The organism is Paenarthrobacter sp. UW852 (assembly GCF_024608385.1).
Lineage (GTDB): Bacteria > Actinomycetota > Actinomycetes > Actinomycetales > Micrococcaceae > Arthrobacter.
Map to the genome: position 1 here is coordinate 269550 of NZ_JAMSGY010000002.1, position 15100 is coordinate 284649.

The following is a 15100-nucleotide window of genomic DNA, read 5'->3' on the forward strand; positions in this document are numbered from 1 at the left end:
CAGGCGGGAACGACGGCGGTGGGCGCCGCGTCTAGTCAGTTGCCGACCGTCTGATTGACTCCCAAAGAGCATCCACCCAGGGCAGATTCTCCGGGTTTGCAGACGAGCCGGAGCCGGTGCGGCCACCCGGCGTGCCAGCGGCTTCCTGCCCGCCAAACACCCAATAGCCCGTTTCACCCGGCATAACCATGTTAATGCGGTCGCGGGCCTGCTGTTTCACATAGTTGGGGTCCTGCCACCGTGAGATCTGTTTGTTCAGCTCGGTTTGCTCGGCCTTGCGGCTGGCGATTTCGCCCTCCAACGCCGAAATCTCGGCACGTTTCTCCAGGAAGATCTTCACCGTAGGAGCCAACATGATGGTGATTGCAATCATGACCACGGCCAACGCAAGCATTCGACCGGAGAATGCCTTCGCAGGAACGGGATCGGCCTCACGCCCGTCCTGGGCAGACGGAGTCGACCGTCCCGAGCCGCCGGACTCAGCTTTGGTGGAGGCAGCCGGTTTCTTTCCGGTGGCGGGGGCTTTCCCGGACTCCGTGGGCTTCTTTGGGCTCTTGCTGCCACTGCCGGCCGCCTTGGCGGGCGTCGCCGCCGTCGTCGGTTTCGAAGCGGTGCGGGTGGCACCGAACTCTGCCTTGATGACGTCGGCCCCGCCCTTGTCCGCGCTTGCTGCCCCGGCCGCCTCGGGACGGGGAGCCGGGGTGGACGGCCGGGTTGCGCTGGAGCCGGAGCCCAAGGCGTCGGCCCTGGGTACCTTCGGTCGACGGGTAGCCATGACACTCCTGTAATGCCCGGTGCTTGCCTGGCGGGTTGCTGCGCTTGCTTGTTTGAGGTGGCCAGCGTTAAACAGAACCGGTGGCCATGGTCTTTCCACCATAGCCACCGGTCAGCTGTTTTCGCGGAATGCTAGCCCTTGAAACGCGGGAACGCGCTGCGGCCGGCGTAGCGTGCGGCGTCGTCGAGTTCTTCTTCGATGCGCAGCAGCTGGTTGTACTTGGCGACACGCTCGGAGCGGGCCGGGGCACCGGTCTTGATCTGGCCCGCGTTGGTGGCAACGGCGATGTCAGCAATAGTGGTGTCCTCGGTTTCGCCGGAGCGGTGCGAGGTGATGGTGGTGTAACCGGAGCGCTGAGCCAGCGAAACGGCGTCGAGCGTTTCGGTCAGGGAACCGATCTGGTTGACCTTGACCAGCAGGGAGTTGGCCGTTGCGGCGTCGATGCCCTGCTGCAGGCGGACCGGGTTGGTGACGAAGAGGTCGTCGCCCACCAGCTGGACCTTGTCACCAATGGTGTCGGTGAGGGTCTTCCAGCCTTCCCAGTCGTTCTCGTCCAGCGGGTCCTCGATGGAAACCAGCGGGTAGTCGGCAACGAGCTCGGCGTAGTAAGCGCTCATCTCGGTGGCCGAGAGGGCCTTGCCCTCGAACTGGTAGGCACCGTCCTTGTAGAACTCCGAAGAGGCGACGTCCAGGGCCAGGGCGATGTCCGTGCCCGGGGTGTAGCCGGCGTTCTTGATGGCTTCGGTGATCAGGTCCAGGGCCGCACGGTTGGACGGCAGGTTGGGAGCGAAGCCACCCTCGTCGCCGAGGCCCGTGGAGAGGCCCTTTTCCTGCAGGACGGACTTGAGGTTGTGGTAGACCTCAACGCCCCAGCGCAGGCCTTCGGAGAAGGTCTCGGCACCGATCGGGGCGATCATGAATTCCTGGATGTCCACGTCGGAGTCGGCGTGCGAACCGCCGTTGAGGATGTTCATCAGCGGAACGGGCAGTACGTGGGCGTTGGGGCCGCCGAGGTACTTGTACAGCGGCAGGTCGGCCGAAGCTGCTGCGGCGTTGGCCACGGCCAGGGAGACACCCAGGATGGCGTTGGCGCCGAGCTTGCCCTTGTTGGGGGTGCCGTCCAGGTCGATCATGGCCTGGTCGATGCTGCGCTGGTCTGTGGCGTCGAAGCCGATCAGGGCCGGCGAGATCTCGTCGATGACCGCGTCAACGGCCTTCTGGACACCCTTGCCGAGGTAACGGCCCTTGTCGCCGTCACGGAGTTCGACAGCTTCGTGCTCGCCGGTGGAAGCACCGGACGGAACTGCTGCGCGGCCGATCTGGCCGTCGGAGAGCAGGACCTCAACTTCAACGGTCGGGTTTCCGCGGGAATCAAGGATCTCGCGTGCGTGGATGGCATCGATAAGCGCCATGGATGTGCTCCTTATGGGCAAATTACAGGAATGAGGAGGGAAATTCTCAACGTCCTCGTCGCTACTAGCGTAGTCCAGAGTGGCTCAGGTTACGGAACGACTTCCAACCTTTCACGTCATGAACCCTGGGCCTGGTTGTTCTGAAACGATCGAACCGTGGCGCGGAGGGCCCGTTCGGCGTCGAGACCTTGCTCCCGGGCCGCGGTGACGATGGCGAGCAGCAACTCACCGAGCGCCTCTTCCGAGGCCGGGACAACAGGAAGTCCGACGGCGGCCAGCGCGCCTTCCGCGTCGACGTCCAGCCCCGCACGGACAGCCCTGTCCAAGGACTTCTGCGCCGCTGCCAACGCAGGAAGGTGCGGCGGAATGCCCTCGAAGGGGTCCTTCCTTTCGGGCTTCTCGGCCCGTTTTGCGGCGTCCCATTTCACGATGATTTCCTCGACACTGGCCGGGAAACTCTCCTGCAGGGAACCGTCGGCCTTAAAGACGTGCTGGTTGCGCCGGACCATCTTGGCGTTGATGGACCGGGCTACGTCGTCGAAGGTGAAACTGCCGCGCTCCTCGGCGAGCCGGGCGTGAAGTACTACCTGAAGCAGTACATCGCCCAGCTCGCCGCGGAGTTCGCTGTCCCTCACAGGTGAGTCGCCGGCCTCGATCGAGTCCACCACTTCATAGGCTTCCTCGATCAAATACTCCACCAGCGACTCGTGGGTCAGCGCCCCCATCCAGGGACAATGCTCCCGGAGCGCGGCGACGCTGCCCAGCAGCTGGTTCAGGGGAGAATCAGGCGAGGTTGGCGTAGGCATCGTTGATGTACTCGACCAGGGCTTCACGCTCGTCCAGCGGCAGGAAAGCTGCCTCCGCTGCGTTGAGGGTGAGCTCGAGCAAATCGTCGAGGTCGTAGTCGAACGTTTCCACCAGGAGCTCGAACTCGTCCGTCAGGGTGACGCCACTCATGAGCCGGTTGTCCGTGTTGATGGTCACATTGAAACCGAGCTGGAACAGCATGTCCACGGGGTGGCTTTCGATGCCCTCTCCGAAGCTTGCGATCGCACCCGTCTGCAGGTTCGATGACGGGCAGACCTCCAAGGCAATGCCGCGGTCGCGGACCCAGGCGGCCACGCTGCCGATGGTGACCATGCCGATCACGTCCTCGCCGTCGTCGTCGGAGTTGTCCTCGAACTCAACCGAGATGTCCTCGGCGATCCGGACGCCGTGGCCGAGGCGCAGGGCCCGGCCGTCAACCAGTGCCGACTGGATGCTGTCCAAGCCTGCAGCTTCACCGGCGTGGACGGTTGCGGGGAAGTTGTTTTCGGCGAGGTAGGTGAAGGCGTCCTTGAAGCGGGACGGCAGGAAACCGTCTTCCGCGCCGGCAATGTCGAAGCCCACGGCGCCGTTGGCCCGGTGGCGGACGGCGAGTTCGGCGATCTCCTGGCCGCGGTCGGCATGGCGCATGGCGGTGATCAGCTGTCCCACCTGGATCTGCTGCCCGCGCTCCTCGGCCGCGTCAACACCGGCTTCGAGTCCAGTCTGGACGGCCTCCACCACTTCGTCGAGGGTCAGGCCCTTCTGGAGGTGCTGCTCAGGAGCCCACCGGACTTCACCGTAGACCACGCCGTCCTCGGCGAGGTCCTCCACGAATTCCTTGGCGACCCGGAACAGGCCCTCTTTGGTCTGCATGACGGCAATGGTGTGGTCGAACGTTTCAAGGTAGCGGACCAGCGAGCCGGAGTCGGCGGACTCGCGGAACCAGGCGCCCAATGCCACGGGATCGGTGGAGGGCAGGGTGTGGCCGACGGCTTCGGCCAGTTCAATGATGGTGCCTGGGCGAAGTCCTCCGTCCAGGTGATCATGGAGGGAAACCTTTGGCAGGCTCTTCAGGTCGAAGTCAAGGGCAGGGGCGGCGTCAAGTATGGGCTCAGTCACGTACTAAGACTAGTCCCACCGGCAAGCGCAGGCCGCTTAGCCGGTCGGTTTGGAGAGGTCGACGCCGGCAACCGCGTTGTGTTGTGAGTCCGGCTTGGGTGCCTGCGCAGGTGCCGCTGCCTCGCGGGCATGATCCTTTTTCTCCAAGTACTTGTGCCACCAGCGCAATGCGTGGTCCACCACGATGCCCAGGACCACCGCGAATGCCACGGCAATGCCCACACCGAGCAGCGGGTTGTTGTGTACCCACTGGCCCGCGAGGATGCCGATGCCGATGGAGTATCCCACCCACGTGACGCACGCAAAGGCGTCCAGGAGGAAGAAGGTCCGGTGGCGGAAGCCGGTCTGTCCCGCAACGTAGTTCACCGCGACGCGTCCCCACGGAATGTAGCGGGCCGTGAAGATGAGGACCGCTCCGCGCTTATCCAGCTCGTATTGGGCCCAGGCGAACATCTTCTGGACTTTGGGTCGTCGCATCCACTTCCAGCGGGTGAGGCCGATTTTACGGCCCAGCATGTAGGCCATGTTGTCGCCCGCCATGGCACCGATCAGTGCTGTAGCCCCGAGGATCCACAGGTTGGGCTCTCCGCTGTGAAGGGACAGCGCCGAGAGGCCAACGATGGCCGTTTCACTGGGGAGGATGGTGGCAAATCCGTCAATAAAGAAGAAGACAAGGAGTACCGGGTAAATCCAGGGCTGCCCGGCTGCATGCTCGAGCATTTGGTTCAAAGACTCCACGCGGTGGTAGCTCCTAGATGAATATGACTTGACACTGTGACCAAAGTCGCTATTAGTGTCCCACGGCCGGGACGTCGTTCGCTACGTCCCAGCCTTGGGATCACGCGTTTAACGCTACCGGTGGGCTGCTCGTTCCTGCGTCAGCCGCGGGACTGATCTTGGGGAGCCGCCAACGTCATACCGTGGGTGGAGGTGGAGCGCCTTCCCCGGGGATGTTTTTCCGGTCCAGCGGCACGGATCCGCGGACCCTGCTGATGATGCGATCGATAATGACGCCCAGGATCACGGCTACGACGATCGCTATGACAGCGCCCAACAGATGGTTGTGCTCGAACCACACTCCGAAGAAGTAGCCAAGCACCACAGAATACGAGGCCCACAGGATCGCGGACATAGCCGTCAGGCCGACGAAGCGCCGGTGGTTGAACTGCGTGGCACCCGCTGTCAGGTTGACCGCCACCCGCCCGATCGGGATGAACCGCGCCACCATGATCAGGGAGGCTGCCCGACGTCGGAGTTCCTTGCCCGCCCAGAGGAAGGCGCCCTGCATGCGCGGCGTACGCATCCATCGCCAGCGCTGGACGCCAATGCGTTGGCCAATAAGGTAGGCGATGTTGTCCCCCGCGAAAGCCCCCAGGGCCGCCATGAAGGCCAGCAGCCACACATTGGGCACGCCGCTGCTGCCGGAGACGGCGCTCAGGCCCACCACCACCGACTCGCTGGGGATCGGTGGAAAGAAGCCATCGATCACGCAGCAGGCCAACACCAGGAACAACACCCAAGGCTGCCCTGCCGCGGCGAGGATGAAATCGTTGATGCCCTGCACTGTGTCCTTAAGGTAGCCGGCTCACCGTAGCGCCGGATGACTCAATTGTCCGGGCTGATCCTGAGGGCCAGCCCGGAACAATTAAGCCTAGGCGATGCGGTCGATGATGAGCTGATGCGCCGGACGTGATCCCTCGGGCGCAATCACCACCGCGTCCTGGAGTGCTTCCTTGGCGCGGTCGAACTTTTCCGGGGTGTCTGTGAGCAGCGTCATCAGGGGCTCGCCGGCGCGCACCAGGGCACCCGGCTTGGCATGCAAGCGGACGCCTGCTCCGGCCTGGACCTGGTCCTCCTTGCGGGCCCGTCCGGCACCAAGGCGCCAAGCGGCGACACCCACAGAGAGCGCATCCAGCTCCATCAGGATGCCGTCAGCGGGTGCGTAGACAACCTCGGATTCCTTGGCCACAGGCAGCGCAGCCCGGGGATCCCCGCCCTGGGCTTCGATCATCCTGTTCCACACGTCCATGGCCCGGCCGTCCTTGAGGGCGGCTGCCGGATCGGCGTCGTGGATGCCCGCACCGGCGAGCATTTCCTCGGCCAACCGGACAGTCAGTTCGACGACGTCTTCCGGACCGCCGCCGGCAAGGACCTCCACCGACTCCTCGACCTCGATCGCGTTGCCCGCGGTCAGGCCCAGCGGAGTGGACATGTCGGTGATCAGTGCCACGGTGTGGACTCCGGCATCCTTCCCCAGGGCCACCATGGTCTCAGCCAGCTCCCGTGCCCGTGCTTCATCCTTCATGAAGGCACCCGAGCCCACCTTGACGTCCAGCACCAGCGAGCCAGTGCCTTCCGCGATCTTCTTGCTCATGATCGACGAGGCAATCAGTGGAATGGCTTCCACGGTCCCCGTGACGTCGCGCAGCGCGTACAGTTTCTTGTCCGCCGGCGCGAGTCCGGAACCTGCCGCGCAAATGACCGCACCCACGTCCTGGAGCTGCGCCATGATCTCGTCATTGCTCAAGTTGGCCCGCCAGCCGGGAATGGCCTCGAGCTTGTCCAACGTGCCGCCGGTGTGGCCCAGGCCGCGGCCCGAGAGCTGCGGGACCGCGACGCCGAAGACCGCGACAAGCGGTGCCAGCGGCAGGGTGATCTTGTCCCCCACCCCACCGGTGGAGTGCTTGTCGCTGGTAGCCTTCCGGCCGCCGTCGGGCGTTGTCAGCGACGAAAAGTCCATCCGTTCGCCCGAGGCGATCATGGCAGATGTCCACCGCGAAATCTCGGCGCGATCCATGCCGTTGAGCAGGATGGCCATGTTCAGGGCCGCCATCTGTTCATCGGCGATCACACCACGGGTGTAGGCGTCGATGGTCCAGTCGATCTGCTCGGGAGTGAGCGTCCCTTTGTCCCGCTTGATGGAAATAATCTGGACGGCGTCAAACGCTTCTGTGGTCACGCGGTTTCCTCCAAATGTTCGGGACCAAAGGCGTCAGGCAGCACCTGGTCCATGGATTTGATGCCCTGCGTTGTCATGAGCTGCATGCCCGGTGCCCGGAATTCGTAGAGCAGCTGGCGGCAACGCCCGCACGGCATGAGGACGTTGCCCTCGCCATCCACGCAGTAGAACGCGGCGATCCTGCCGCCACCGGTCATGTGGAGCTGTCCCACGAGAGCACATTCTGCGCAAAGGGTCAGGCCATAGCTGGCATTCTCCACGTTGCAGCCACTGACAATCCGCCCGTCCTCGGTAAGGGCCGCAGCGCCCACCGGGAACTTCGAATACGGCGCGTAGGCATGCTCCATGGCCCGCTTCGCGGCATCTTCAAGGGCGGCCCAGTCGACGTTGCTTGCCGGCATGGTCAACCCTTCACGTACGGTATGCCGCTTGCGGCCGGTGGCCGCGACTTACCCACCAAACCGGCGACGGCGAAGATGGTCACCAGGTACGGCAGCATGGCCATGAACTGGCTCGGAACGGGAGTACCGATGATGCCCAGGATGGACTGCAGGTTGTAGGCAAAGCCGAACAGCAGCGAAGCCAGGAAGGCACCGATCGGATTCCACCGGCCAAAGATCAGCGCGGCCAGGGCGATAAAGCCACGGCCACCGGAGATGTCCTTGGTGAAGGAATCGATGGTGACCAGCGTGAACACGGCACCCCCGATACCGGCGATGGCACCGCCCAGGGTGACGTTCCAGAACCGGGTGGCGTTGACGTTGATGCCCAACGTGTCCGCCGCCTGCGGGTGTTCGCCGACGGCGCGGACGCGAAGCCCCCACCGGGTCTTGAACAGGCCGAACCAGACCACGGCCACCGCAACATACATCAGGTAGCCGGCGATGGACTGCTCAAACAGGATCGGTCCGATGATGGGGATGTCCGAAAGCAGCGGGATCGGAAGGATGTCCAGGCGGCCCGGGGTGTTGAACTGCTCCTTGTTGGGCACCATCAGGGTGCCGAAAAGGAAGCCGGTGAGCCCGGAGACCAGGACGTTCAGCACCACGCCAACAATGATCTGGTTGACCAGGTATTTGATGCTGAACACGGCCAGGACCATGGACACTGCGGCACCTGCGGCAGCGGCGGCGATCAGGCCGATGTAGGGGCTGCCGGTAATGGTTGCCACCAAGGCCGCGGTGAATGCGCCACCCAGGAGTTGGCCCTCGATGGCGATATTGACCACGCCGACCCGCTCACACAGGACGCCCGACAACGAACCGAAAACCAAGGGTACGGCCAGCGTCACCGAACCGGCGACGAGGCCGGCCAACGAGATGGACGGCTGGCGTGCACCGGCCACGATCCACACCAGCAACGCGAACACAAACACCACGGCAAACGCGATAGGCAGCCACTTTGGTGACCGCTCGCCCCGCGTCCACAAATAGATCGAGTAGGCCGCCATGGCGAGCAGGAGAATGCCCAGGACAACCCCGCCCACCTGGCCCGGGATCATCAAAGCCGGTACGACTACGGCATCCCCGGAGTCGCTGATCTTCATCTCGGCGGTCTTGTCCGGGCCCAGGAATCCGAAGAAGACCAGGGCTATCAGCGCCAGGACGCCAAGTGAGATGGGGACCTTCATGGACGGCCTGAACGCGGGCAGGGCTGTTGCTCCCGCCCTGGGAGCGGTGGTCGTAGCGCTCACTTGGCACCTCCGGTGGCGTTGGCAAGGGCAGCCTTCGGGGGCCGCTTTGGGTGTCTTGGTCTTCTTCTTGGCTTCAAGCCTGAAGATGGACCGGATCAGCGGCGGCGCCGCGATGAACAGGACGATCAGCGATTGCACCACCAGCACGATGTCGATGGGTGTGCCAGTCTGGATCTGCATCTGCACGGCTCCAGCGCGGAACGCACCGAACAGCAGGCCAGCGAAGAATGTCCCCCACGGCGTGCTGCGGCCAAGCAGGGCCACGGTGATGGAATCGAAGCCGATCTGGGCTGCAACGCCCCCTGTCAGTACCTTTTCGGTACCGGCAACCTGGGCGACGCCGCCGAACGCAGCCAACGCGCCGGCCATGGCCATCACCAGGATGGTGGCGCGGGATACCTTGACGCCGGCGGTCCTTGCTGCGATTGGGTTCGCACCGACGGCACGGAATTCAAAGCCGATGGTTGACCGGTTGAGCAGCCACCACACGCCGTAGGTCAGTGCCACTGCCACGAGGAAGCCAAGGTGGAGCCTGGAGCCCGGGATGAGCACAGGGTAGGTAGCCGACTCGTCAAGTCGCGGCGAGATGGGGCTATTGTCCCCCGGACGGCGGAATGCCGCCGTGTTCAGGAGGAAGTCCAACAGGAACAACGCCACGTAGTTCAGCATGATGGTCACGATCACCTCATGCGCACCGGTCCGGGCCTTGAGGATGCCAACGATCGCACCCCACACTGCGCCGCCCAGGACACCCATGATGAGGACCACCAGCAGGTGCAGGCCGAACGGCAGGTGCCATGCGAAGCCCACGTAAGCCGCCAGGGTGGCGCTGATAATGATTTGCCCCTGGGCACCGATGTTGAACAGGCCCGCACGGAACGCCAAGGCCACGCCGAGGCCCGCACAGATCAGCGGGGTGGCAACGGTCATGGTTTCCAGGATGGGCTTGAAGCCTTCGCGAGGACTAAAAACGGAGCCTTGGAAGAGTGCGCCGTAGCTCTCGGTCATTGCAGCCCACAAGGCACTCAGGAAGTCCGTGGGCCTCGCGAAGAGGTAGCCGGCGGTCTTGGCGACCTGGCTGTCTGTGCTGGCAATCAGCAGGCCACCCAGGAAGAGCGCGACGATGACCGCCAGGACGGAGACGAAGCCGTTGCCCATGACGATGCGACGCAACACGCTGCCCTGCTGGTGGCCCGAGTCTCCGCTCTGGGAGGACACCGGAACAATGGACGGTTCCAGCATTCCGCCGGCAGTATCAAGCGAGACGTCCGCGGCACGTACTTCCGCCGTGGATTCAGCGGGGGTCTGATCGCTCTGAGCCTGATCCTTCTCAGTCATCTGAGCCTCCTTCCGGGCCGACGCCGGCCATCATCAAGCCGAGGGTGTCCCGGGGAGTGCCCGCGGGGACAATGCCCACGAGCTTGCCCTTGTACAGCACCGCGATTCGGTCTGCGAGCTCAATGACTTCATCAAGCTCAGTGGATACGATCATCACCGGTGTTCCGACATCCCGCTCGGCAACGATGCGCTTATGCAGGAACTCGATGGAGCCCACATCCACGCCTCGGGTGGGTTGGCTTGCGATGAACAGGCGCAACGGGCGGGACAGTTCCCGCGCCATGACGACCTTCTGCTGGTTGCCACCGGACAGTGTTCCTGCCGCCGAACCGGCCGAAGGGGTCCGGATGTCGAACTCCTCGATCTTGGCTTTGGCGTGCTCTGCGACCTTGGCGGGCTTCATGCTGATGCCACTGGCGAACGGGGCCTGGTCGTAGAGGTCAAGAACCAGGTTCTCGGCCACCGAGAACGGACCTACGAGTCCGTCCACGGTGCGGTCTTCCGGGACGAAGCCGACGCCGGACCGCAGCACATCCTTGACCGGCAAGCCAAGCAACTGCTTGCCGTCCAGTGTCACGGATCCGGTCACGTGCTCCTGCACGCCCAGGATCGCTTCCGTCAGTTCGGTTTGGCCGTTGCCCTGGACGCCGGCGACGGCGAGGATCTCACCTTGGGCGATGTCGAAGCTGATGCCATCCACCACGTTGGTGCCGTTGGCTGCACGCACGGTCAGGTTCTCCACGACGAACGTGGTTTCCTTCGGCTGTGCCGGTGCTTTGTCCAGGCTCAGGCTGACAGGCCGGCCCACCATCATGGAGGCCAGCTCGGTAGCGGATGCCGTGGGAGGGGCGTCGCCCACCACTTTGCCGCGGCGGATGACGGTGATGACGTCCGAAACAGCCTTCACTTCGCGGAGCTTGTGCGAAATGAAGACAATGGACGTGCCGCCCGCTTTGAGCTGCCGCATGATGTCCAGGAGTTCATCGGTTTCCTGGGGTGTCAGCACTGCCGTGGGCTCGTCGAGGATGAGCACCTTGGCTTCGCGCACCAGTGCCTTGATGATTTCAACGCGCTGCTGGACCCCTACTGGGAGGTCCTCGACGAGGGCGTCGGGATCAACATCGAAACCGTACCTGTCGGAGATCTCCCGGATCTTCCTGCGGGTTTCGTCGATGCTCAGGACGCCGCCGAATGTTGTTGGTTCAGCGCCGAGGGCCACGTTTTCTGCGACCGTGAAGACGGGAACCAGCATGAAGTGCTGGTGCACCATGCCAATGCCCGCCGCCATGGCGTCGCCGGGGCCGCGGAAGCTGACGGGTTTGTCATCCACCAGGATGTGGCCGGCAGTGGGCTCGTAGAGCCCGTAGAGCACGTTCATGAGGGTCGATTTGCCGGCCCCGTTTTCGCCCAGGAGGCAATGGATCTGTCCGGATTCGACCACGAGGTCAATGTCTTGGTTGGCGTAGAAGGTCCCGAAGGCTTTCGAGATCCCCTTCAATTCGAGTTTCACAACTCCACCGTTCTGTGAGTCCGAGGGACTTTACTGCCCACAAGCCGTGGCTTGGGTTCAGCCTAGTCAGGGCAAAAACGCGCCGCCAGTACCGGGGCACGGTACTGGCGGCGCGTTCAGGAATTGTTTACTTCTTGGGGCTCGCTGCCGATTCGACAACCAGCTTGCCGGAGACGATGTCCGCCTTCAGGGCATCGAGTTCCTTCTTGGTGTCAGCGGAAACAGCGGAGTCGAGATCGTGGAACGGAGCAATGGCAACGCCGTCGTTCTGCAGCGTGCCAACGTAGGCCGTGTTGCTGAACTTGCCGTCCTTGTCGTCCTTCACCACGGTCTCCACAGCTTCGTCCATCTTCTTGACCACGGAGGTCAGCATGAGGTCCTTGTACTCGGGAGCCGTGAGGTAGCCATCGGAGTCAACCCAGATGAGCTTGACGTCCTTACCGGCTGCCTTGGCTTCCTTCAGCGCAGCGCCTGCACCCTTGCCGACCGGGCCGGCAACGGGCATCACGATGTCCGCACCCTGGTCCAGCAGGTTGATGGTGACCTGCTTGCCGGTGTCCTGCTTTTCGAAGTCTCCCGTGAACGAGCCGTCCTGGGTCTTCTTGTCCCAGCCGACAACCTGGACGGACTTGTTCTTTGCCTTGTTGTAGGCCTGGACGCCGTCGTAGAAGCCGTCCATGAAGATGGTGACCGTGGGGATCTTGATGCCGCCGAAGGTACCGACCTTGCCGGTCTTGGTGGTGGCCGCAGCAGCGTAGCCGGCCAGGTAGGCGGCCTGCGCGGTGTCGTAGACAACCGGCTTCACGTTGGCGATCGGAGTCTCGTACGTGTAGTCGATGATCGCGAAGTGCTTGTCAGTGTTCTTCTCTGCAGCGGCCTTGGTGGCATCGCCCAGGAGGAAGCCGACGGTGACCGTAAGGTTGCAGCCAGCGGAGATCATGCCGTTGAGGTTGGTCTCGAAGTCGCTGTTGGCCTTGGACTCGGCGGACTTCATGGTGATGCCAAGGTCCTTCTCGGACTTCTTGAGGCCTTCGAACGAGGACTGGTTGAAGGACTGGTCATCGAATCCACCGGAGTCGGACACGATGCATCCCACATAGTCGCTCTTGGTGGCCGCGCCGGATCCGGCGTCGGGAGCCTGGCCACAGCCGGTCAGCAGGAGCGCTGCTGCGCCGACGGTTGCAACACCGGCCATTGAACCGCGCTTCAGGGTGGCACGCAGTGGTTTCTTCAATTTTCCTCCAGGAAGAAAGTGATTGGCGCTACGACGGATGGTCAATGAGTGTCCGTTTCCTATACCTGAGGCAGAAATTCTGTTTTCACTGATGCTCGCAGCTGCGCCTAAGCGCATTGATGGAACCAACACTAGTGTCCTAAAACACACCCGGATAGCACATCGCGGTCCCCGAGGTCAGATTGTTGACCTTTTGTTACCAAGCAGTAGCCGGGTGCGCAAGTCACACCCGGCTACTGCTTGGTAAATCCTCGTTGCTAGAGCCGGACGAGCATCTTTCCGGTGTTTGCTCCGTCCAGCAGGTCAATGAAGGCCTGCGGTGCGTTTTCCAGGCCATCGACAATCGTCTCGTCGTAGCTGACGCTGCCATCGGCAAGCCAACCGGCCATCTTCTGCGCGAACTCAGCCGCGTGCTGGCGCTGTCCGCCCACCAGGAAACCGCGCAAGGTCAGCTGCTTACCGATAGCGACGGCCAGGTTGCGGGGGGCAACCGGCGGCTCGGTCGAGTTGTACTGGGCGATCGCGCCGCACATGGCCACACGTCCGCCCACCGTCAGGGTGGCCAAAGCTGCCTCGAGGTGTTCGCCACCAACGTTGTCGAAATAGACGTCGATGCCGCGCTCCCCCGCCGCCTCGCGGAGCTGGTCAAGCACCGGGGCGTCGTTGTAGTTGAACGCAGAGTCGAAGCCCAATTCCAGCAACCGGGCAACCTTCTCGACCGACCCAGCGCTACCGATCACCTTGGACGCGCCCATGGCCTTGGCAATCTGGCCCACCATGGAACCAACAGCCCCTGCCGCGCCGGAGACGAACACGACGTCGCCTTCCTTGAACTCCGCCACCTTCAGCAGGCCGGAGTAGGCAGTCAGGCCGGTCATGCCCAATGCGCCGAGGAACGCGGAGGTGGGAGCAAGCCCACCGGGAACCGGGGTGGTCGCTGCGGCATCCACCACTGCATGTTCGCGCCATCCGAGGGAATGCACGACGACGTCCCCCACCTTGTGCGCGTCCGAACGGGACGCAATCACCTCACCCACGGCACCGCCGTCGAGCGCTGCATCGATCTGGAACGGAGCCGAGTAGGACTTCACGTCGTTCATGCGGCCACGCATGTAGGGGTCAACGGACATGAACTGGTTCTTGACCAGGATCTGTCCTTCGCCGAGTTCAGGCAGCCCGGCCGTGGCCAGGCGGAAGTTCTCCTGTGCCGGGCGGCCTACGGGACGGGATGCCAGCTGGATTTCGCGGGTCTCTACGGGTGTGGAAACGGCGCTCATGCTGCGAACTCCACGAGCTTGAGGTCTACGGCCATGTTGCCACGGGTGGCGTTGGAGTAGGGGCACACCTGGTGCGCTTTGTGCATGAGCTGCTCGGCCGTTTCACGGTCCAGGGCGGGCAACGCGATTTCCAGTTCAGCGGCGAGGCCGAAGCCTTCACTGTCCGTCAGTGCGCCGATGTGGATCCTGGCCGCGACAGCAGAGTCCGTCAGGTCCACGCGCTCCTTGCGGCCCACCAGGCGAAGGGCAGAGTGGAAGCAGGCAGCGTAACCGGCAGCGAAGAGCTGCTCCGGGTTGGTGCCTTCGCCATTGCCGCCAAGCTCCTTGGGGCTGGCGAGGGCGACGTCCAGCTTGCCATCGTTGGTGCGGGCGTTGCCGTCACGGCCTTCGCCGGAGGCCAGGGCCTCAGCAGTGTAAAGAGTCTTCATGGTGGTTCCGTTTCTCTTCGGTAATGGGTGGCTTGGGAAAATTCTTAGAGTGAGCTGTTCAAGGCCGTGGTGAGCTTGCCGAGCGTGGCGTGGAGTTGCTGGATCTCCGCGGCGGACAGTCCCGCAGCATCGGCCAATGCCTGGGGCACGGCCTGGGCGCGGGCGCTGAGTTCCCTGCCGGCGTCGGTCAGCACAACGTCAACCCGGCGCTCGTCCTGTGAGGACCGCTTACGCTCCACCAGACCCAGGCCCTCAAGGCGCTTGAGGAGCGGCGAAAGCGTGCCGGAATCGAGGCCCAGTTCGGCGCCCAGTTCGCGGACGCTGCGCGGTTCCTGCTCCCACAGCACCAGCATGACCAGGTACTGCGGGTAGGTCAGGCCCAGGTCCTCCAGCACGGGGCGGTAGACCGCTGTGGCCGCTTTGGACGCCGAATACAGCGCAAAGCAGACCTGGTGGCGGAGGCGGGGTGCATCACTCATGGATAAAACGATAGTGCACAATTCAATTGTGCACAACTCAATTGGCCGGCACTAAGCAGAACAGGTTGC

General features: G+C 63.5%; 14 protein-coding genes and 1 pseudogene. All 15 read right to left on the bottom strand.

Translation table 11 applies throughout. From position 1 onward, the window contains the following. Window positions 1–31 precede the first annotated feature (31 nt). Entirely contained in the window at window positions 32–775 is a 744-nt protein-coding gene (locus tag NEK97_RS04350) for a septum formation initiator family protein (protein WP_257368722.1), read from the bottom strand. A 131-nt stretch (window positions 776–906) separates the two neighbouring features. Further along, window positions 907–2187, bottom strand: coding sequence for a phosphopyruvate hydratase (gene eno, locus NEK97_RS04355; protein WP_235519264.1), 1281 nt, complete (start codon window positions 2185–2187; stop codon window positions 907–909). Between the two features lie 116 nt (window positions 2188–2303). Beyond that, entirely contained in the window at window positions 2304–2993 is a 690-nt protein-coding gene (locus NEK97_RS04360; RefSeq protein WP_257368725.1) for a MazG nucleotide pyrophosphohydrolase domain-containing protein, read from the bottom strand. Beyond that, a complete protein-coding gene (locus NEK97_RS04365) occupies window positions 2971–4113 on the bottom strand; it encodes an adenosine deaminase (protein ID WP_235519261.1) in 1143 nt (380 codons plus the stop codon). The genes NEK97_RS04360 and NEK97_RS04365 overlap by 23 nt, the downstream gene beginning before the upstream one ends. A gap of 36 nt (window positions 4114–4149) precedes the next feature. Next, a complete protein-coding gene (locus NEK97_RS04370) occupies window positions 4150–4833 on the bottom strand; it encodes a DedA family protein (RefSeq protein ID WP_235519744.1) in 684 nt (227 codons plus the stop codon). A 193-nt stretch (window positions 4834–5026) separates the two neighbouring features. Next, on the bottom strand, window positions 5027–5677 hold the full coding sequence (locus NEK97_RS04375; RefSeq protein WP_257368727.1) for a DedA family protein: 651 nt from the start codon (window positions 5675–5677) through the stop codon (window positions 5027–5029). A gap of 87 nt (window positions 5678–5764) precedes the next feature. Further along, on the bottom strand, window positions 5765–7072 hold the full coding sequence (locus tag NEK97_RS04380) for a thymidine phosphorylase (protein ID WP_235519259.1): 1308 nt from the start codon (window positions 7070–7072) through the stop codon (window positions 5765–5767). After that, a complete protein-coding gene (locus tag NEK97_RS04385) occupies window positions 7069–7473 on the bottom strand; it encodes a cytidine deaminase (protein WP_257368729.1) in 405 nt (134 codons plus the stop codon). Before NEK97_RS04385 ends, NEK97_RS04380 begins: the two co-directional genes overlap by 4 nt. A 2-nt stretch (window positions 7474–7475) precedes the next feature. After that, a complete protein-coding gene (locus NEK97_RS04390; protein WP_235519257.1) occupies window positions 7476–8765 on the bottom strand; it encodes an ABC transporter permease in 1290 nt (429 codons plus the stop codon). A 171-nt stretch (window positions 8766–8936) separates the two neighbouring features. Beyond that, a pseudogene (locus NEK97_RS04395) lies at window positions 8937–10103 on the bottom strand (ABC transporter permease); the annotation flags it as partial. Then, window positions 10096–11613 (bottom strand): ABC transporter ATP-binding protein, encoded by a 1518-nt coding sequence (locus NEK97_RS04400; protein ID WP_235519248.1) that lies wholly within the window; start codon window positions 11611–11613, stop codon window positions 10096–10098. The gene NEK97_RS04400 and the pseudogene NEK97_RS04395, both read right to left, overlap by 8 nt. 127 nt (window positions 11614–11740) lie before the next feature. After that, window positions 11741–12979, bottom strand: coding sequence for a BMP family protein (locus NEK97_RS04405; RefSeq protein WP_257368732.1), 1239 nt, complete (start codon window positions 12977–12979; stop codon window positions 11741–11743). A 125-nt stretch (window positions 12980–13104) separates the two neighbouring features. After that, the gene (locus NEK97_RS04410) at window positions 13105–14124 is read right to left on the bottom strand and encodes an NADP-dependent oxidoreductase (protein WP_257368733.1); all 1020 of its coding nucleotides are present in this window, start codon (window positions 14122–14124) and stop codon (window positions 13105–13107) included. Then, window positions 14121–14552 carry an organic hydroperoxide resistance protein gene (locus NEK97_RS04415; protein ID WP_062066863.1) on the bottom strand — a complete coding sequence of 144 codons (432 nt, stop codon included), beginning with the start codon at window positions 14550–14552 and terminating at the stop codon, window positions 14121–14123. Before NEK97_RS04415 ends, NEK97_RS04410 begins: the two co-directional genes overlap by 4 nt. Window positions 14553–14596: 44 nt before the next feature. Then, window positions 14597–15031, bottom strand: a complete 435-nt coding sequence (locus tag NEK97_RS04420; RefSeq protein ID WP_257368734.1) for a MarR family winged helix-turn-helix transcriptional regulator — start codon at window positions 15029–15031, stop codon at window positions 14597–14599. Window positions 15032–15100: the final 69 nt, after the last annotated feature.

Bases quoted from the DNA above. Each gene is read 5' to 3' on its own strand.
- NEK97_RS04350 (WP_257368722.1), bottom strand. From the start codon at position 775: ATGGCTACCCGTCGACCGAAGGTACCCAGGGCCGACGCCTTGGGCTCC.
- eno (WP_235519264.1), bottom strand. From the start codon at position 2,187: ATGGCGCTTATCGATGCCATCCACGCACGCGAGATCCTTGATTCCCGC.
- NEK97_RS04360 (WP_257368725.1), bottom strand. From the start codon at position 2,993: ATGCCTACGCCAACCTCGCCTGATTCTCCCCTGAACCAGCTGCTGGGC.
- NEK97_RS04370 (WP_235519744.1), bottom strand. From the start codon at position 4,833: ATGCTCGAGCATGCAGCCGGGCAGCCCTGGATTTACCCGGTACTCCTT.
- NEK97_RS04385 (WP_257368729.1), bottom strand. From the start codon at position 7,473: ATGCCGGCAAGCAACGTCGACTGGGCCGCCCTTGAAGATGCCGCGAAG.
- NEK97_RS04410 (WP_257368733.1), bottom strand. From the start codon at position 14,124: ATGAGCGCCGTTTCCACACCCGTAGAGACCCGCGAAATCCAGCTGGCA.
- NEK97_RS04415 (WP_062066863.1), bottom strand. From the start codon at position 14,552: ATGAAGACTCTTTACACTGCTGAGGCCCTGGCCTCCGGCGAAGGCCGT.
- NEK97_RS04420 (WP_257368734.1), bottom strand. From the start codon at position 15,031: ATGAGTGATGCACCCCGCCTCCGCCACCAGGTCTGCTTTGCGCTGTAT.